At 61.9% G+C, this 18,324-nt stretch carries 19 protein-coding genes; 11 read left to right on the top strand and 8 right to left on the bottom strand.

Annotation, left to right across the window (positions count from 1 at the left end; all coding sequences use genetic code 11):
* Positions 1-4: 4 nt before the first annotated feature.
* Both purD and RAE21_RS05815 read right to left on the bottom strand, forming a co-directional pair.
* Entirely contained in the window at positions 5-1,297 is a 1,293-nt protein-coding gene (gene purD, locus RAE21_RS05820) for a phosphoribosylamine--glycine ligase (protein WP_313880541.1), read from the bottom strand.
* Positions 1,298-1,314: 17 nt separating this feature from the next.
* Entirely contained in the window at positions 1,315-2,034 is a 720-nt protein-coding gene (locus RAE21_RS05815; protein ID WP_313880540.1) for a YebC/PmpR family DNA-binding transcriptional regulator, read from the bottom strand.
* A gap of 58 nt (positions 2,035-2,092) precedes the next feature.
* On the opposite strand from RAE21_RS05815, the gene RAE21_RS05810 reads away from it, so the two are divergent.
* From RAE21_RS05810 to RAE21_RS05795, 4 genes are read left to right on the top strand one after another with little or no spacing between them, the layout of a single operon-like run.
* Positions 2,093-3,670 (top strand): helicase HerA-like domain-containing protein, encoded by a 1,578-nt coding sequence (locus RAE21_RS05810; RefSeq protein ID WP_313880539.1) that lies wholly within the window; start codon positions 2,093-2,095, stop codon positions 3,668-3,670.
* Positions 3,671-3,687: 17 nt separating this feature from the next.
* Entirely contained in the window at positions 3,688-4,341 is a 654-nt protein-coding gene (gene upp / locus RAE21_RS05805; protein WP_313873097.1) for a uracil phosphoribosyltransferase, read from the top strand.
* Between the two features lie 10 nt (positions 4,342-4,351).
* Entirely contained in the window at positions 4,352-5,638 is a 1,287-nt protein-coding gene (locus tag RAE21_RS05800; RefSeq protein WP_313882663.1) for an amidohydrolase family protein, read from the top strand.
* Positions 5,639-5,651: 13 nt separating this feature from the next.
* Positions 5,652-6,395, top strand: a complete 744-nt coding sequence (locus RAE21_RS05795; protein WP_313880538.1) for a carbon-nitrogen hydrolase family protein — start codon at positions 5,652-5,654, stop codon at positions 6,393-6,395.
* A 32-nt stretch (positions 6,396-6,427) separates the two neighbouring features.
* Here RAE21_RS05795 and RAE21_RS05790 read toward each other — a convergent pair whose 3' ends face one another.
* From RAE21_RS05790 to RAE21_RS05780, 3 genes are all read right to left on the bottom strand, one after another.
* Entirely contained in the window at positions 6,428-6,763 is a 336-nt protein-coding gene (locus RAE21_RS05790) for a bacteriocin (RefSeq protein WP_313880537.1), read from the bottom strand.
* Positions 6,764-6,867: 104 nt separating this feature from the next.
* Positions 6,868-8,190: a PQQ-dependent sugar dehydrogenase gene (locus RAE21_RS05785; RefSeq protein ID WP_313880536.1), complete on the bottom strand. Its 1,323-nt coding sequence runs from the start codon at positions 8,188-8,190 to the stop codon at positions 6,868-6,870.
* Positions 8,187-8,483, bottom strand: a complete 297-nt coding sequence (locus RAE21_RS05780; RefSeq protein ID WP_313880535.1) for a DUF2789 family protein — start codon at positions 8,481-8,483, stop codon at positions 8,187-8,189. The genes RAE21_RS05785 and RAE21_RS05780 overlap by 4 nt, the downstream gene beginning before the upstream one ends.
* Before the next feature lie 87 nt (positions 8,484-8,570).
* Between RAE21_RS05780 and RAE21_RS05775 the strand changes: the two genes are divergently transcribed.
* Positions 8,571-9,116, top strand: coding sequence for a ferritin-like domain-containing protein (locus tag RAE21_RS05775; RefSeq protein WP_313880534.1), 546 nt, complete (start codon positions 8,571-8,573; stop codon positions 9,114-9,116).
* A 13-nt stretch (positions 9,117-9,129) separates the two neighbouring features.
* On the opposite strand, the gene fumC is transcribed toward RAE21_RS05775, so the two are convergent.
* The gene (fumC, locus tag RAE21_RS05770; protein ID WP_313882662.1) at positions 9,130-10,512 is read right to left on the bottom strand and encodes a class II fumarate hydratase; all 1,383 of its coding nucleotides are present in this window, start codon (positions 10,510-10,512) and stop codon (positions 9,130-9,132) included.
* 207 nt (positions 10,513-10,719) lie between these two features.
* Between fumC and RAE21_RS05765 the strand changes: the two genes are divergently transcribed.
* The 5 genes from RAE21_RS05765 (at position 10,720) to RAE21_RS05745 (ending at position 14,273) form a co-directional block, all read left to right on the top strand.
* On the top strand, positions 10,720-11,193 hold the full coding sequence (locus RAE21_RS05765; protein WP_313880533.1) for an EVE domain-containing protein: 474 nt from the start codon (positions 10,720-10,722) through the stop codon (positions 11,191-11,193).
* Positions 11,194-11,355: 162 nt separating this feature from the next.
* On the top strand, positions 11,356-12,192 hold the full coding sequence (locus RAE21_RS05760; protein ID WP_313880532.1) for an oxidoreductase: 837 nt from the start codon (positions 11,356-11,358) through the stop codon (positions 12,190-12,192).
* A 26-nt stretch (positions 12,193-12,218) separates the two neighbouring features.
* Positions 12,219-13,232, top strand: a complete 1,014-nt coding sequence (locus RAE21_RS05755) for an AraC family transcriptional regulator (RefSeq protein ID WP_313880531.1) — start codon at positions 12,219-12,221, stop codon at positions 13,230-13,232.
* 63 nt (positions 13,233-13,295) lie between these two features.
* Positions 13,296-13,703, top strand: a complete 408-nt coding sequence (locus tag RAE21_RS05750; protein WP_313880530.1) for an MAPEG family protein — start codon at positions 13,296-13,298, stop codon at positions 13,701-13,703.
* Positions 13,704-13,781: 78 nt separating this feature from the next.
* On the top strand, positions 13,782-14,273 hold the full coding sequence (locus RAE21_RS05745) for a heme-degrading domain-containing protein (protein WP_313880529.1): 492 nt from the start codon (positions 13,782-13,784) through the stop codon (positions 14,271-14,273).
* 11 nt (positions 14,274-14,284) lie between these two features.
* Here the strand turns inward: RAE21_RS05745 and RAE21_RS05740 are convergent, their stop codons facing one another.
* Both RAE21_RS05740 and RAE21_RS05735 read right to left on the bottom strand, forming a co-directional pair.
* Positions 14,285-16,522, bottom strand: coding sequence for a RelA/SpoT family protein (locus tag RAE21_RS05740; RefSeq protein WP_313880528.1), 2,238 nt, complete (start codon positions 16,520-16,522; stop codon positions 14,285-14,287).
* A gap of 24 nt (positions 16,523-16,546) precedes the next feature.
* Complete coding sequence (locus RAE21_RS05735; protein ID WP_313880527.1) at positions 16,547-17,434, bottom strand: alpha/beta fold hydrolase; 888 nt, start codon at positions 17,432-17,434, stop codon at positions 16,547-16,549.
* 70 nt (positions 17,435-17,504) lie between these two features.
* Here RAE21_RS05735 and RAE21_RS05730 point away from each other — a divergent pair, with 70 nt between their 5' ends.
* Complete coding sequence (locus RAE21_RS05730) at positions 17,505-18,275, top strand: 3-hydroxybutyrate dehydrogenase (protein WP_313880526.1); 771 nt, start codon at positions 17,505-17,507, stop codon at positions 18,273-18,275.
* Positions 18,276-18,324 lie beyond the last annotated feature (49 nt).

The raw sequence follows: 18,324 nt of genomic DNA, 5'->3' as shown, positions 1-18,324 counted from the left end.
CTAATCACCCTTTGACCGCGCGGTAACCGATATCGGTGCGGTACTGCATGCCGTCAAAAGCGATCTCGTCAATTACCTGATAAGCCCGCTGCTGGGCTTGTTTGACGCTGTCTGCCAGCGCCGTCACACACAGCACCCGGCCGCCGGAGGTACTCAACACACCGTCTTGCAATTGGGTACCCGCGTGGAACACGGCTGCGTCTTCGGCCTCTTTGGGAATGCCGGTGATCACATCGCCTTTGCGCGGATTCATCGGGTATCCGCGCGCTGCCAGCACCACGCCCAGCGCGGTACGGCGATCCCATTGCAGTTCGACTTCATCGAGCTTGCCGTGCGGGCCGGGCTCGGTGGCTGCCATCAACACGTCCACAAGATCGGTCTTGAGGCGCATCATGATCGGTTGGGTCTCAGGGTCACCCATACGGCAGTTGAACTCCAGCGTCTTAGGCTGGCCGTTTTTGTCGATCATCAGACCGGCGTACAAAAAGCCGCTGAAGGGAATGCCGTCAGCCTCCATACCCTTGACCGTGGGCAGAATAATTTCGCGCATCGCCTTGGCATGTACATCCGGTGTGACCACCGGTGCTGGCGAATAGGCGCCCATGCCGCCCGTGTTCGGGCCTTGGTCGCCATCCTGCAAGCGCTTGTGGTCTTGGCTGGTGGCCAAGGGCAGCACGTTCTTGCCATCCACCATAACGATGAAGCTGGCTTCTTCGCCTTCCAAAAATTCCTCAATCACCACGCGGGCGCCGCCATCGTTATGTGCCACGCCCAGGGTGTTGTCCACCAGCATGAAGTCAATGGCTTCATGGGCTTCCGCTACGGTCATGGCGACCACCACGCCCTTGCCGGCAGCCAGGCCGTCGGCCTTGACCACGGTGGGGGCGCCCATCTTGTCTACATACGCATGAGCAGCTACGGGATCAGAAAAAGTAGCGTACTCAGCGGTGGGAATGCCGTGGCGGCGCATAAACGCCTTGCTGAATGCCTTGGAGCTCTCCAACTGAGCGGCGGCTTTAGTCGGCCCGAAAATGCGCATGCCGTGGGCGCGGAATTCGTCCACCACGCCGGCTGCCAGCGGGACTTCTGGCCCGACCAGGGTCAACAGAATTTTGTTGTCCTGAGCCCACTGGCGCAACTGCACCACATCGGTAATGGGAATGTTCTTCAAGCGGCTGTCGGTTGCAGTGCCGCCGTTGCCGGGTGCGACATAAACCATCTGCACCTTGGGAGACTGGGCCAACTTCCAGGCTAAAGCATGTTCACGGCCACCGCCGCCGATTACGAGTACGTTCATAAGTGACTTCTTAAAAATTAAAGGGCAGCGTTGTGGAAGATGTCTTGGGCGTCGTCCAAGTCTTCCAGTACATCCAGCAGTTTTTGCATGCGCTCGGCATCTTCGCCGGAGAGCTCAATCGTGTTTTCAGCGCGCATGGTCACCGTGGCGATTTCAGCGGTCAGGCCACCAGCCTCCAGCGCGGCCTTCACCGCTTCAAAGTCAGCCGGCGCGGTCAGCACCTCAATCGCGCCTTCGTCGTCGGTAATCACGTCCTCGGCGCCGGCCTCCAGGGCCACTTCCATCACCTTGTCTTCGCTGGTGCCGGGGGCAAAAATCATCTGGCCCACATGTTTGAACTGAAAGGCCACCGAGCCTTCGGTGCCCATGTTGCCGCCATGTTTGCTGAACGCATGGCGCACTTCGGCCACGGTGCGCACCTTGTTGTCCGTCATGGTGTCAATGATGATGGCTGCACCACCAATGCCATAGCCCTCGTAACGGATTTCTTCGTAGGTGATGCCGTCGAGCGAACCGGTGGCCTTGTCGACGTTGTATTTCACCCGGTCAGCCGGCATGTTGGCGGCTTTGGCTTTCTCAATGGCCAGGCGCAAACGCGGGTTCATGGCCGGGTCGCCCCCACCTTGTCGGGCCGCTACCGTGATTTCACGGACGATGCGGGTCCAAATCTTGCCTCGCTTCTCGTCCTGACGCCCCTTGCGGTGCTGAATATTGGCCCATTTGCTATGTCCTGCCACACGAAACCCTTCAAAAATTCGTTACGCTACTCGTTCAATTGTACTTTTTGAGACACCTATGGCTTCCATCCAAGACGAAGGCATCCTGATTGCCCAACACGCGGGCAAGTCCGCAGTCCAATGTTTCTTGCGCCCCGACAAGGCCAACCGCCACGGCCTCATCACCGGCGCCACCGGCACCGGCAAGACCATCACGCTGCAAAGCCTGGCGGAAGGCTTCTCTGCCTTGGGCGTGCCGGTGTTCATGGCGGACGTCAAAGGCGACCTGACCGGTATCTCCCAAAAAGGTGTATTGACCGAAAAGCTCGGAAAAATCATCAAAGAACGGGGATTCGACGAACCCGCGTTCTCTGCCTTCCCCACCACCCTGTGGGACGTGTTCGGCAAACAAGGCCACCCGGTGCGCGCCACCGTGAGCGACTTGGGCCCCCTGCTGCTGGCCCGCATGCTCAATTTGAATGAAACCCAGGCCGGCGTGCTGCAACTGGTGTTCAAGATCGCGGACGACGACGGCCTGCTGCTGCTCGACATGAAGGACCTGCGCGCCATGTGCCAGGACGTGGGCGACAACGCCGCCAGCTACACCACCGAATACGGCAACATCAGCGCCGCCAGCATTGGCGCTATCCAGCGCGGCCTGATGCAGATTGAAGAGCAAGGCGGCGACCAGTTCTTCGGCGAGCCCATGCTCAACATCGAAGATTTCATGCAGACCGACGGCTCGGGCAAAGGCGTGGTCAACATTCTCGCGGCCGACAAGCTCATGCAGTCGCCCCGCTTGTATGCGACCTTTTTGCTCTGGATGCTGAGCGAACTCTTCGAGGCTTTGCCCGAGGTAGGCGATCTCGACAAGCCCAAGCTGGTGTTCTTCTTTGACGAGGCCCACCTGCTGTTCGCCGATGCGCCCAAGGTGCTGATCGAGCGCATTGAGCTGGTGGTGCGCCTGGTGCGCTCCAAGGGCGTGGGCGTGTACTTTGTGACCCAAAACCCTCTGGACATTCCCGACAGCGTGCTCGCCCAGTTGGGTAACCGGGTGCAGCACGCCTTGCGCGCCTTCACTCCGCGCGACCAGAAGGCCGTCAAGAGCGCTGCCGACACCATGCGCGCCAACCCCGGTCTGGACGTAGCCAGCGCTATCACTGAGCTAGGCGTGGGCGAAGCCTTGGTGAGTCTGATGGACGAAAAAGGCCGCCCTGCTCTCACCGAGCGCGTGTTCGTCATTCCCCCGGCCAGCCAGATCGGCCCCATCACCCCCGAGCAACGCAAGACGCTGATCATTGAATCCATCGTGGCCGGCGTGTATGAACAAGCGGTAGACCGCGAATCTGCGTTCGAAGCACTCAAAGGCCGCACACAAAACCGTGCGCCGGCCGCTACTGATGCTGAAGGCGAGGCCACCCCTGCCGCTCCGCGTGCCCGCGCAGGTCGCGCAGCGCCTGCTGCCGAGCCGGAGGCTGCGTCCGGCGGCGGCCTCCTGGACAGCTTGGGCGACATGTTGGGCGGTGGCGCCCGCCGTTCGCGTGCCAGTGTGGGCGAGCAACTCATCAAGAGTGCCGCGAGCTCCATCGGCCGCGAAGTGGGACGCCAAATCATCCGCGGGGTGCTGGGCAGCATTCTCGGCGGCAGCAAGCGATAAGCACAAGGAACTCAAACATGGTCACCATCGATCCCGCAGCACGTGCCAACGTCACCCTCATTGACCACCCTCTGGTGCAGCACAAGCTCACCCTGATGCGCAAAAAAGAAGCCAGCACCAGCAGCTTTCGCCGCCTGCTCAACGAGTTGGCTGGCCTGATGATTTACGAGGTCTGCCGCGACATGCCGCTGCAAGACCTGGAAATCGAAACCCCGCTGGAAAAAACGACTGGCAAGGTCATCGACGGCAAAAAGCTGGTGTTTGCCAGCGTGCTGCGCGCCGGCAACGGCATTCTGGACGGTGTACTTGGCGTAGTGCCCGGTGCCCGCGTGGGCCATGTGGGCCTATACCGCGACCCCAAAACCCTGCAGGCGGTGGAGTACTACTTCAAGATGCCCAGCAACATGGAGGAGCGCGATGTGGTGGTGGTGGACCCCATGCTGGCCACTGGCAACTCAGCCGCCGCTGCGGTGACCCGCCTGAAAGCCTGCAACCCCAAGTCCATCAAGTTCTTGTGCCTGTTGACCTGCCCCGAGGGCATCAACACCTTGTACCGCGAGCACCCCGATGTGCGCGTTTTTACGGCGGCCATCGACCGCGGCCTGAACGACCATGGCTACATCATGCCGGGCCTGGGTGATGCGGGCGATCGCATCTTCGGCACCCAATAAGTCATTCACCATGCTCGATCTGCTCATCCACAACGCCACTCTGCCCGACGGGCGCAGCCACATGTCAGTGGCGGTGCAAGGCGGCAGCATCACCGAAGTCACCCAAGGGCTCACACCTGAGGCCGCTCCGGCGGCTGAGGTGGTGGACGCAGGCGGCATGCTTCTTAGCCCCCCTTTTGTGGATGCGCACTTCCACATGGACGCCACTCTCAGTCTGGGCCTGCCACGGCTCAACCAGAGCGGCACCTTGCTGGAGGGTATTGCGCTGTGGGGCGAGCTCAAGCCCCACCTCACCTTTGATGCGCTGGTCGACCGCGCGTTGGCCTACTGCGACTGGGCAGTCGCCAACGGCCTGCTGGCCATTCGCAGCCATGTGGACACGAGCGACCCGAGCATGCTGGCAGTGGAAGCCCTGTTGGCGGTCAAGAAAAAGGTCGCGCCCTATATCGACTTGCAGCTGGTGGCCTTCCCACAGGATGGGGTTTTAAGAAGCAAGGGCGGCGTGGACAACCTGAAAAAGGCGCTGAGGCTGGGCGTAGACGTGGTGGGCGGCATTCCCCACTTCGAGCGGACCATGGCCGATGGGGCAGCCAGCGTGAAACTGCTCTGCGAGCTGGCTGCTGAGCAAGGCAAGTTGGTCGACATGCACTGCGACGAGTCAGACGACCCGCTCTCGCGCCACGTCGAAACCTTGGCTTTTGAGGCCAATCGCCTGGGCCTGCACGGCCGCGTGACCGGCTCGCACCTCACCTCCATGCACAGCATGGACAACTACTACGTGAGCAAACTACTGCCGCTCATGGCGGAGGCGCAATTGAGTGTGGTGAGCAACCCGCTCATCAACATCACCCTGCAGGGCCGGCACGACACCTACCCCAAGCGCCGGGGTATGACCCGCGTGCCTGAAATCATGGCAGCCGGCATGACGGTGGCCTTTGGTCAGGACTGCTGCATGGACCCTTGGTACAGCATGGGAAGCGGCGATATGTTGGAGGTGGCCAGCATGGGCCTGCACGTGGCGCAAATGACCAGCCAGCCGGCCATGCAGCAGTGCTTTGACGCCGTCACCACCAACCCCGCCCGCATCTTGCACTTGGAGGGCTATGGCCTGGAAAAAGGCTGCCATGCCGACCTGGTGCTGCTGCAGGCGCAAAACCCCATCGAGGCCATCCGCCTCAAAGCCACCCGCCTCAAGGTCTGGCGCCGGGGGGCGCTAGTGGCACAAACGCCAGCGCGCACTGCAGCCTTGGCGTTGCCGGGGCGCCCTGCGAACACGTCTTTTTTACATACCAAATAGGTCGCTAGCGCTCATGGATATTGCGCGAGCCGCTAGCAAAAGCATAGCATTCACGATAGCTGCGGCGCAAAGCACCTCAGTCCCGCTGGACGTGGCGGCCAATGTACAAAACCACCTGCGCTTTGTGGAAGCTGCTGCGAAGCATGGCGTGCAGTGGCTGGTCTTCCCGGAACTGTCCCTCACTGGCTACGAGCTGGCCGCCATGCCCAGCTTGGTGCTCCACCCCCAGCACACGCTCTTAGCCCCCTTGCGCGAAGCAGCCCGGCGCACCGGAATGGCCATCACCGTCGGAGCTCCGGTGGACAGTGGCAGCGCCCTGCCCTTTATTGGTGCCATCACGCTGGGGCCGGATGGTCGCCATGCTGTGTATGCCAAGCACCACTTGCACGGCAGCGAAACCCAGTTCGCCACGGCCGGCTTTTTGCCGGTGCACTTGCAAACATTGAACGGCCACCAGATCGCCAGCGCCATTTGTGCAGATACCAACCACCCGAGCCACGCGGCCAAGGCGGCACAGGCAGGGGCAAGGGTTTATGCGGCGGGCATTCTGACTTCGGCCACGGGCTATGCCGCAGAGGCCCCTCTGTGGGCCAGGTATGCCCGTGAACATGCAATGACGGTCCTGATCGCCAACCACGGCGGGCCATCCGGCGGCTATGTATCCGCAGGCAGAAGCGGCATCTGGGACTCCGATGGCTCCTTGCTGGTGGCAGCCCCCGGGACCGGGGATTGCCTGGTGGTAGCGCAGACCGCTTGAACGGATCGCCATCTGCCCACTATCTGCGGAGCCTACCTGCCTGGGTCTTGTAGGGTTTGTTGATCGGATGCAGCGGTGTTCACGGCACCCGCTGCACCTGCCACAGCACCGATACCTGCGCCCACGACCACGCCAACCGGCCCGGAGACCATGACTCCAATGGCGGCGCCCACCGCCGCGCCTGCAATAAGGCCACCGCCCACCAGCACGGATTGCGCCTCTCTCTCGCTGTTTTCCAGCGGCAGGGGCAATTGCGCTGCGGGATCAGGATCTTGAGAGGGAATCCCATGCCCTGGCACAGCTTGCACCTGCAAGTCGCTATCAGCAGGCAGCTTTTCTTCTGGGGAACGCGGTTCTGGCAGGCTCATGGTGTGCTTCTCCTATAGGGGTTTGTTGGACGGTAAGGTCTCTGCACACCGGTGACTGTGCGCTGGGCCGCAGACCCGACATTTCGCCCTCGTGACCCGCATCCCTACAGCGCGCTAACCCGCCATACAGCGTTACCCACGTCGTCAGCCACCAGCAATGCACCTTGTAGGTCAATGGCCAAACCCACCGGCCTGCCCCAGGCGCGGCCCTCGGGGCTCAAGAAACCACCCAACACGTCGAGGGGCTGAACATCCATGGGCCTGCCCCCTGCAAACGGTACAAAAACCACCTTGTAGCCACTGTGCGGCTGCCGATTCCACGAGCCGTGCTGACCAATGAACATGCCATTTTGAAAGCCCGGCAGATGACTCCCTTGCGCATTCACCAAGCCGAGCGATGCGGTGTGCGGGCCCAGCGCGTAATCAGGCACCCGCGCCTTGGCCACCAGATCCGGGCGCGATGGCGACATCCGCACATCGACATGCAAGCCGTAGTAGCTGTAGGGCCACCCGTAAAAGCCATCTGCCACGACCGACGTAAGGTAGTCCGGAACCAGGTCACTCCCCAGTTCGTCACGCTCGTTCACCACCGCCCACAACACACCACTGGCGGGCTCCCATGCCATGCCCACGGGATTGCGCAGGCCCGAGGCAAACACCCGGTTGGCACCGGTTTGCGTATCCACTTGCCAAATGGCCGCGCGTCCGGCCTCGACCTCCATGCCCCGCTCTGCCACATTGCTGTTGGACCCCACCGCAACATACAGAGTGCGCCCGTCCTTGCTGGCAATCAAATTCTTGGTCCAGTGGTGGTTGATAGGCCCCGCGGGCAACTCCACCAAGCGGGTGCCCTCCGCGGTAATGGTCGTGTCACCCGTCTCGTACGGAAAGCGCCAAATAGCGTCGGAGTTGGCCACAAAGAGTTGCTTGTCGATCAGCGTCATCCCTAAAGGCGAATGTAGCCCGGAGAGCAGCACCGAGCGGAAATCCGCCACGCCATCTCCATTGGTGTCGCGGAGCAAGGTGATGCGGTCAGCGCTGGGGGTTGCGGCGCCCGCCCGTTTCATGACCAAGCCCATGAGCCAGCCCTTGATGCCCTTACCGTCGTCCGGCTTTGGCGGTGCATTGGTTTCAGCCACCAGCACATCACCATTGGGCAACACATACAGCCAGCGCGGGTGGTCTAGTTCAGCCGCGAAGGCGGCCACCCGGGTACCCGGAGCCGCTACCGGCGTGGCGCCAGACGCCCACCCCACCGCGGGCGCAATATTCACTGTCGGCAACACGGTGTGCACCGGTTGCGGCAACACAGGGGCGGTGCCGGAGCCGTTAGACACTGCCAGCGTGGCAGTCTCCCCGCAGGCCGATAAAAGAAGTGCCCCTGTCAACCATAACAAGGGACGGTGTTGCCGCTGCGGGCCGGTCATGGGGCACCTTCTGCCACCGGGGCAAGCCGCAGTGCAAGGCTGAGCTGGTCGACCATATCGCTCCAGTCAGAGTCTTGCGTCAAAGACTCCCGCAAAAACGCGGCTTGCGACGCCGTCCAATACGGTGCGTCCGGCAAGCGCATGCCCTCTGCCATGGCCGAGTGCAGCGTGATGAAGCGCTGAATCTCCTCCGGATGGTTGGGCAGGCCGAGCTGGGCAAAAAGTTGGTGGAAGTGGTGCATGCAGCCCATGGTGAAACCAGGTGGATGCGCTGACTGTGCTGTGGCGTACATAGCAATAGCCGGGGGGAGTGTGAGCCTTCGCACAGACGATCAGGCACAGAGCGCGCAAGGTTCAGCCCTTCACAACGGAAAGCCACCATGCACTCCAAGCACGCCCCCACCGACATTGACGCCCTTCGCCACGATGCCCTGCAACACTTGGAGTTAGGTGCGGTAACCACCGACTACAGCGCGGACCGGAAGGCGGTGATTGAGCGTTTAAACCAGGCGCTGGCCACCGAGCTGGTGTGTGTGCTCCGCTACCGCCGCCACCATTTCATGGCCCGTGGCATCCATGCACGCGGCGTCGCTACCGAGTTTTTGGTGCATTCCAATGAAGAGCAAGGCCATGCCGATCTGTTGGCGGCGCGCATTGTGCAGCTGGGGGGTGAGCCCGACTTCGACCCGGACACCCTGACCCGCCGAAGCCATGCCCAGTACATTGCGGGGAGCTCATTGCGCGACATGATCCGCGAAGACCTAGTGTCAGAGCGGGTGGCCATCCACAGCTACCGCGAGTTGGTGCGCTACCTCGGCGCGGATGACCCGACGACCAGTGACCTGATCAAAACCATTCTGGCCGTCGAAGAGCAACACGCCAATGAACTGGCTGACTATTTGGAGGACTTTCCTCACTCGGCCTGAACGCAGGCTCGGGCTAGACCATCTTGGGATACTGAACCCACGCGTCAAACTCAGGCGCGGTCAGCGCGTTGGAAGCCAGAGCTTCCTCGCGCAGGCTGGTCCCGTGGGCTTGGGCCGCTTTGGCAATGGCTGCAGCGCGGTCATAGCCGATATGGGGGGTGAGCGCGGTTACCAGCATCAGCGAGCGCTCCAGCAGGCTTGTCATCCGGTCCGCATCAGCCACCATCCCCTGCATGCAATGGGTGTCAAAGCTGCGCATTGCATCGCTCAACAAACGGACGCTTTGCATGAAGTTGTGGGCCATCAGGGGCTTGAAGGCATTGAGCTCAAAATTCCCCATCGCTCCGCCCAGTCCCAAGGCCACGTCATTCCCGATCACTTGGCAACAGACCATCGTCAACGCTTCGCACTGCGTCGGGTTCACCTTGCCGGGCATGATGGAACTCCCCGGCTCGTTTTCCGGGAGGTGAATCTCGCCCAAGCCGGCGCGTGGGCCACTGGCCAGCCAGCGGACATCGTTGGCAATTTTCATGAGTGCCACCGCAAGCGTTTTAAGGGCGCCGTGCGCACTGACCAATCCATCGTGCGCGGCGATGGCCGCGAACCGGTTCTGGGCGCACCGCAGGGGAAAGTCGCACTCCGCGGACAAACGGGACGCCACGCGCGAACCGAATTCGGGGTGGGTGTTCAGGCCGGTCCCGACCGCAGTGCCGCCTACCGCAAGCTCCATCAGCGGCACAAGCGATTGATCAAGACACGCTTTCGCATGGTCGAGCTGCGCGGCCCAGCCCGATATTTCTTGCCCGAAGGTGATGGGCGTTGCATCCTGCAAATGGGTACGCCCCAGCTTGATCAGCCCCGCATATTGTTGTGCTTGAAGATGCAACGTGCTGCGCAGTTGATTCAGCGAGGGCAGCAGCTTCTGCGACACCCCCTGCACTGCCGCCAGGTGCATGGCAGTCGGGAAAATGTCATTTGTCGAATGACCAAGGTTCACATGGTCATTGGGATGCACCGTCCGGTCCAGGCCCCGCGACCCGCCCAGAATTTCTGACGCCCGGTTGGCCAGCACCTCGTTCATGTTCATATTGGTTTGGGTGCCCGAACCGGTCTGCCAGATCGACAGCGGGAAGTCTGCCCAGTGCGCACCCGCCAGAACTTCCTCAGCGGCTTGCGCAATGGCCGCTGCCATGGCGGGATTCAACAGCCCCAGCTCACGATTCACCTGCGCACATACCTTTTTGATGTGTGCCAACGCGGCAAGCAATTCGCGCGGCATGCGCTCGGTCGAAATCGCAAAAAAGGTCAACGAGCGCTGTGTCGTAGCGCCCCATAGCGCGCCACTGGGCACGTCGACAACGCCCATTGAATCGCGCTCTTTCCTGAAAGTCGGCATGTCCATCTCGAGCCCCTGACCATTTAGTTTGGGGGGAACCGTCAACGAATGCAGACTCCCCGATTAGCCCGTTCACGATAGGTGCATACCAAGGGGCGGTCTGTTCGCTGGCTAGCGGTTCGCAGGGCTGATCCCGTACTAAAAAAGCGTGCCGACCTTTATCCGCGCGATACTCTTGGGCACTCTTCCACTGTCGCCCCCCAGCCCATGCCCCACTACTGGCTCATGAAAGCCGAGCCCGCCGAGGCTTCGATCGATGATGTTTTGGCCATGCCCGATGCCACCGTAGGGTGGACCGGTGTGCGCAATTACCAGGCTCGCAACTTCATGCGCGACCAGATGCAGCTAGGCGATGGCGTGCTTTTCTACCACTCCAGCTGTGCGCAGCCGGGCATTGTGGGGATCGCGCGGGTGGCATCGGGTACCAAGGTGGATCCGACGCAATTCGACCCCGCGTCGCCCTACTTTGATGCGGCGAGCAAGCCTGAAGCACCACGATGGCTCCTGGTCGATGTGCAGGTCGTGCACAAGACGCGCAACCTCACATTGCCGGCGCTGCGGGCTGATGCGGCACTCGCCGATCTCCTTATTCTCAAAAAAGGCAACCGGCTATCTATCACGCCAGTAGCGCCAGCGCATTGGCAGCACATTACCCAGACTCTGGACTTTGAAACACTATAGCCCCGCGGGTGATCCTTCGCGCCGCAGTGCAGGCGCGATTTGCATGTGCCTTGGCGCGAATCGCGAGTGACGTGGCGCGAATCGCGAGTGACGTGGCGCGTCTTGCCACCTACGATTCAGCTATTCCGTCAACAACCCACACTGCATTCACAGGAAAACGCCATGTCTACGTCTTCACGCCCCCAAGTCGTCCTCATCACCGGTGCTTCTTCCGGCATGGGCAAAGAAGCCGCCAAGCTGCTGCTTCGCCAAGGCCATGTGGTCTACACCGCTGCGCGCCGCATCGAGTTGATGCAAGACCTGCAGGCTCTGGGCGCACATCCCCTCAAAATGGATGTCACTGATGAAGCCCAGATGCAAGCCGGTATCGCGCAAATCACCGCAGCCCATGGCGGCGTGGACGTGCTGGTGAACAACGCTGGCTTCGGCATCTACGGTGCCATGGAAGACACCACCATGGCCGATGCGCGCTACCAGTTCGATGTGAACTTTTTCGGCCTGGCCCGCATGACCCAATTGGTGCTGCCCCATATGCGCGGCCAACAGCGCGGGCGCATCATCAACATCTCGTCCATGGGCGGAAAGATGTACACCCCGCTGGGTAGCTGGTACCACGCCACCAAGCACGCCCTGGAGGGCTGGAGCGATTGCCTGCGCCTGGAGCTCGCACCCTTCGGCATTCAGGTGGTGATTGTGGAGCCCGGCATCATTGCCACCGAGTTCGGCGACGTGATGACCGGCCCGCTGCTGGAACGCTCCGGCAAAGGCCCCTACGCCAAGCTGGCACACATCGTGGCCAAGGCCACTGGCGACGCTTACAGCAAGCCCAATGCTGCGTCCCCTGCTTCCGTGATTGCGGACGTGATCGCCGAAGCCATTGCCACACACAAGCCCAAAACCCGTTATGTGGCGGGCAAAATGGCCAAACCACTGATGTTCATCCGCAAATGGTTCGGTGACCGCTTCTTTGACATGGCGGTCATGAGCCAGATGAAGTAATCATCGCCACCTGACAGGAGCACCCGGTGAAACACGCCAGCAAATTTGCTATCCAACGCGGCTGGAAGCTGCTTCTGGCCGACATGGCGCTCCCCGTGGGTGAGGTGCTCGCGTGGGCAGGCCTGCCGGGCGACATGTTTTCGCGCCCGGATGCCAGCCTGAGCCCGGCAGACTTCTTCAAGCTCTGGAACGGCATGGAGCAAGTGGCCGGTGGCGACGACTTGCCCCTGCGCTTCGGCCGGGCCATTTCGGTCGAGGCGTTTGATCCGCCCATCTTCGCCAGCCTGTGTGCCCCCAACATGAATGTGGCACTGCAGCGGCTCTCCAGCTTCAAGCGCCTTATCGGGCCCATGATTCTGGAAGTGCAAGTCACCTCCAACGGCACCTCGGCAAACTTGAGCTGCTACGGCTATGAGGGGCATCTGCCCCGCAGCCTTGCGGCCACTGAAATGGTGTTTTTTACCCAGCTGGCGCGCCTGGCCACCCGCAAACAGGTGGTGCCCCTGCGGGTGGAGCTGGTGCAATTACCAGATGACTGCGCCCCGCTGGAGGCCTTCTTCGGCTGTGCCTTGCAAGCCGCTGACCGTAACCGCATTACCTTCAGCCCTCAAGACGCAGCACACCCGTTTTTGACCGAAGACAACGCCATGTGGGAGAGCTTTGAGCCCGCCTTGATGAAGCGGATCACCGATCAGGACCACACGGCCAAAGCCTCTGAGCGGGTGCACAGCGCCTTGCTGGAGCTACTGCCCGGCGGGCGCAGCGGCATTGACGATGTGGCCACCAAACTGCTCACCAGCCGGCGGACCTTGCAACGGCAGTTGCTGGCAGAAGGCCTGAGCTTTCAGGATGTACTCAACCGCACCCGCCGGGAGCTGGCCGAGCACTACCTGCGCCAGGATGCCATCACGCCCGGAGAGGTATCGTGGCTGCTGGGCTTTCAGGATGGCAACTCATTCATTCGCGCCTTCAAGGGCTGGACCGGCAGCACACCTGGTCAGTACCGCAGCAACATGCCACGCCAGCCTGCCCCCATGTAATGCGAGTTGCCCCTAGGGGGCGGTCTGCTATGGTTTCACATCACAACAAAGGAGACATGTTTCATGACCGCATTGCAAGCATTGGTGGGTTTTGCACTTTGGACGCTGGCCTTGATCACGCTGGTGTTTTTGTACCGCGGGCTGCGCTTTCTGCGGGGCACGCCCATCAACCACTGGCCGCGGGGCAACAAACCGCAGGACGATGCCAGCGTGGTCAAACGCCTCGAAGACGCCCACGCCAACTGCATGGAAAACCTGCCGGTTTTTGCAGTGCTGGTGCTTGCGGCCAGCCTCATGGACAAGTCCAACACCATTCAAACGATCGCGCCCTTCGTGCTTTACGCCCGCATCGGCCAGACCTTGGCGCATCTGTGGGGCACAGGCCCGCTGCAGGTGTTTGTACGAGCCAGTTTCTGGAGCGTACAGCTGGTGATTTGCCTCTGGATGGCCATTCAACTGCTGGCGGCCTGAGAGGCCAGTCCATCATCCAACAAGCACCTGGCGCCCATGGAATATGCGCAAGCAGCTCTTGAATTGATAGCAAACACCATGACCATAGACACTGACCTCGCCCGCCTCGCCCACCAGGAAGAGCGCCTGCAGTTCGACGCCTTTGACCAGCGCACCGCATGGGCGCTGGGCAGCCGCATCAAGGCCCTTAGCGAAGAGGCCGGCGTAGCGCTGGCGATAGAAATCCGACTGGGCAAGGACACCGTGTTCTTTTACAGCATGCCCGGAACCGGCCCCACCAACGCGGACTGGGCGCGGCGCAAGCGCAACTCGGTGGAGTTGCTGCACACCAGCTCCTACGCGCTGCACCTGAAGCTGCAGAAAGAGGGCAGCACCCTGGAGGCCAAACAAGGTCTGCCCCTGCGCGACTACGCCTCGCACGGTGGCAGCGTGCCCATACGGGTGCGCGGCGTGGGTGTGGTCGGGGTGGTGACCGTTTCAGGCATCCCGCAGCGGGACGACCACGCCATGGCCATCCATGCAATGGCCGAGCTTTGTGGTGTCCCTTTGCACGAGGTGGCGCTGGATTAGCGCGGAACCGGCTAGCGCCGCCGCGCCGAACGGACACCGGCCAGCTCATTCACGATTTTGAGCACCCGCGCCAAGCGACCAGACTCCGTCACTTCCACGGTAAACGTCATCCACGCCGTACCCTTGACGGATTGGGTCTGCACCCCGATGACGTTCATCTTTTCTTTGGCAAACACCTCCGAAATATCGCGCAGCAGGCCTTGGCGATCGATCGCTTCCACCGCCACATCCACCGGGTAGACATTGCCGTCTTTGCCACTCGGGGCGCCCCACTCCACCTCGATCAGGCGGTCGCCACTGCGTTGCACCATGTTGCGCAAGTTAGAGCAGTCCGACCGGTGCACGCTCACGCCCTTGCCGCGAGTCACAAAGCCGCTGATCAAATCCGGCGGTGCCGGCTTGCAGCACTTGGCCAACTGGGTCATCAGCGAATCGATACCCACCACCAGCACCCCGCCCTTGCCGCCGGACAGGGCCCGTGGCTTTTTGAGCGGCATGTAGTCGTCCTGCGTGCCGGCCGGTTCTGGCGGGCGCAGCAGAAGCTCGATATTTCGCAGCGAAAACTCGTCTTTACCCACCACTTCAAACAAAGCATCTGCGTTGTTGAAGCCCAGCTGGCTGGCCAGGTCATCGAGCTTGATAGCGGTTTTGCCTTCACGCTGCAGCAACTTTTCTACCGCCTCGCGGCCCTTGGCCATGGTTTCGCCCATGGCCAGCGCATTGAACCAGGCCCGCACCTTGGCGCGCGCCCGGTGGCTGACCAGGTAGCCCAGCTCGGGGTTGAGCCAGTCGCGCGAGGGGCCGCCTTCTTTCATGGCGGTCACTTCTACCGTCTGGCCGTTTTTGAGGGGCGTGTTCAGCGGCACCATGGCGCCGTCTACCTTGGCGCCCCGGCAGCGGTGGCCCAAATTAGTGTGCACGCTGTAGGCAAAGTCGACGGCCGTGGCGCCTTGGGGCAGTTCCACAATGGCGGCATCTGGCGTCAGCACATAAATGCGGTCGTCAAACATGCCCTGGCCGTCAGGCGTGGCGTGGGCGCCAGAGAGGTCGCGCTCCCAGGCCAGCAACTGGCGCAGCACGGCAATCTTGGCGTCGTACTCGCCAGCGGCCGTCACACTGCCGCCGTAACCCTTGGCGCCCGCCTCTTTGTAGGCCCAGTGGGCCGCCACGCCGTGCTCGGCATGGTCGTGCATCGGCTGGGTGCGGATCTGCACCTCAATCGGCTGGCCACCGGCGTCGCGCACCACGGTGTGCAGCGACTGGTAGCCGTTGGGCTTGGGTCGGGCAATGTAGTCGTCAAACTCTTCGGTGATGGGCGTGAAACCGGTGTGCACTAGGCTGAGCGCCGCATAGCAGTCCGGCACCGTGGGCACCACGATGCGCAGCGCCCGGATGTCATACACCTGATCAAAACCCAGCGATTTGCCCCGCATCTTTTTAACGATGCTGTAGATGTGCTTCGGCCGGCCCTGCACCGTGGCTGTCACGCCCTGAGCGGCCAGGTCATCGGCGAGTTGCTGGCGCAGGCGCTCCACCGAGGCTTCCCGCTCCACGCGCTTTTCGTCCAAGAGCTTCGCCACCTGCTTATAGGTGTCGGGCTCCAGAAAGCGGAAGGACAAGTCCTCCATCTCCCACTTGATTTCCCAGATGCCCAGCCGGTTTGCCAAGGGCGCAAACACCTGCAAGCCCTCAGAGGCCAAGCCGGGCGGCACCGGCAGCTTGGTCGCAGCAAAGTGCCGCAAGGTCTGCAGGCGCGAGGCCAAGCGCAGCATGACCACGCGCAAATCCTTGCTGAAGGCCAGCAGCATCTTGCGCACACTCTCGGTCTGCGCCGCTGCGGTTTGCGCCATGGGTGCGGCGCTGATGCTTTGGCCCGCCGACTGGTGAGTCAGGCGCGCCATGCGCTGCAAACGCACCAGCTTGGTGGTCTCCATCGCGAGATCGGCAAAGTTGTCGCCAAAGGCTTTGGCAATCACCTCGTGCGGCTTATTCAAGTGGTCGCAGGCATAGACCAGATAGCTGGCGGCCTGCATGGCCTCCGAGCCGCCGATGGTGCGCAAAATGGCGGCCACCGCGTCAGCGTGTTGCAGCACGTTTTCGCCAGTGTCCAGCGACTCCGTCGCCAACAAAGGCTCAGCAAAAGCGCGGGCGCGCTGCAGGGCGCCAGCCTGCTCGGGCAGGCTGTCTGCGGTAGCCGCAATCACTTGCGGGGTGGCCGAGGCAATGTCCCCGGCGTACAAACTTTTCATGGAAGGCTCACAAGGCGGGGGACGTTACCCCAGCAAAAAAGAAGTCACGGCGTCCTGTTGGTCTTGGGCGATCAGCGTGGGGGCATGGCCCACGCCGGCAAACCCCACCAAGCGGGCTTTGGGCCCACGCTGTGTCATGGCCTGCGCAGTTTCGGGTGACAAGAGGTCAGAGTCCGCCCCGCGCAGCAGCAAGGTGTCTGCCGTGATGGCGTCATACAGCTGCCACAGCTGCGCCTGGCCGGCCAGCGCCAATTCTTCCGTGACTGCCCGGAAGGGAATGGCAATCGCAGGGTCGTAGTGCAGGCCCACTTTGCCGTCGGGCAGGGTCTTGACCATATGGCGCGACAACTCCAGCCACTGTGCCGGGGTGTGCGGGCCGAAGCTGCTCGAAATAGCCCACATGGCATCAGCCGCTTGTTGCAAATTGTCAAAGCTCACCGAACGGCCCAGATAGGTGCCGATGCGCTGCAGCGACGACCACTGGATCACCGGGCCCACATCGTTGAGCACGAGCTTGCGCACCTGCACACCCACCGAAGCTGCATGCGCGGTCACCGCCAAACCGATCAAGCCGCCCATGCTGGTGCCCACCCAGTCCAGCGTGGCTGGTTTCAAATGCGCCAGCAGACCCAACATGTCGACCGCATACACGGGTACGCCATAGCCGGCAGGGTCCTGGATCCAATCACTCTGGCCACGGCCGGCCACGTCGGGGCACACCACGCGGATCGGTTGGGATGAGCGAGCGACCAGCGCCCGGGCCAGCACATCGAAGTCGCGCCCCTGGCGCGAGAGGCCATGCACACACACCACCGTGTGCGCAGCATCCGCAGCGCCCCATTGCCAATACGCCATGCGGCGCGGGCCGTTGGCGTCAGCGCAGGATACGTAATTCAGCGTAGGTTCAGACATGGTGCAATCACTCGTTTGATAATGACCACATCCTAATGGAATCCCCCCACCACTTTGTGAAGGAAGACGCATGTTGAAAGGTAAAACCGCCCTCGTTACCGGCTCCACCAGCGGTATCGGTTTGGGTATCGCCAAGGCACTGGCCGCACAAGGCGCCAACATCGTGCTCAACGGCTTTGGCGACGTGGAAGGCCCCAAGGCGGAAATCGCGGCGCTGGGCGTGCAGGTGACGTACCACGGCGCGGACATGAGCAAGCCTGCCGAGATCGAAGCCATGATCGAACATGCCAAGGCCACTTTTGGCGGCGTGGACATTCTGGTCAACAACGCAGGCATTCAACATGTGGCGCGGGTCGAAAACTTCCCCATCGAAAAGTGGGACGCCATCATCGCCATCAACATGAGCAGCGCCTTCCACGCGACCCGCCTGGCACTGCCCGGCATGCAAGCGAAGAACTGGGGCCGCATCATTAACGTGGCGTCCGTCCACGGGCTGGTGGGCTCTGCCGAAAAATCGGCCTATGTGGCGGCCAAACACGGTGTGGTGGGCCTGACCAAGGTGACGGCGCTGGAAAACGCCACCACCGGCGTGACCTGCAACGCCATCTGCCCCGGCTGGGTGCTGACCCCGCTGGTGCAAAAGCAGGTGGATGCCAAGGCAGCCGCACAAGGCATCAGCAATGCAGACGCTACCAAACAGCTATTGGGTGAAAAAGAGCCTTCAATGCAATTCACCACCCCAGAAGAGCTGGGCGCCTTGGCGGTATTCTTCTGCTCCCCCGCTGGCGACAACGTGCGCGGGGTGGCGTGGAACATGGATGGTGGCTGGACGGCCCAGTAATTTGGATGAAATCGGGCTCTAGCGCAGGTAAATATTGCGCCTACAGCTA

The sequence above is a fragment of the Rhodoferax potami genome (assembly GCF_032193765.1).
GTDB classification, from domain to species: Bacteria; Pseudomonadota; Gammaproteobacteria; order Burkholderiales; family Burkholderiaceae_C; genus Allorhodoferax; species Allorhodoferax potami.
The sequence above is the reverse complement of the archived record's forward strand: the minus strand, read 5'-3'. Positions and strand labels throughout refer to the sequence as shown.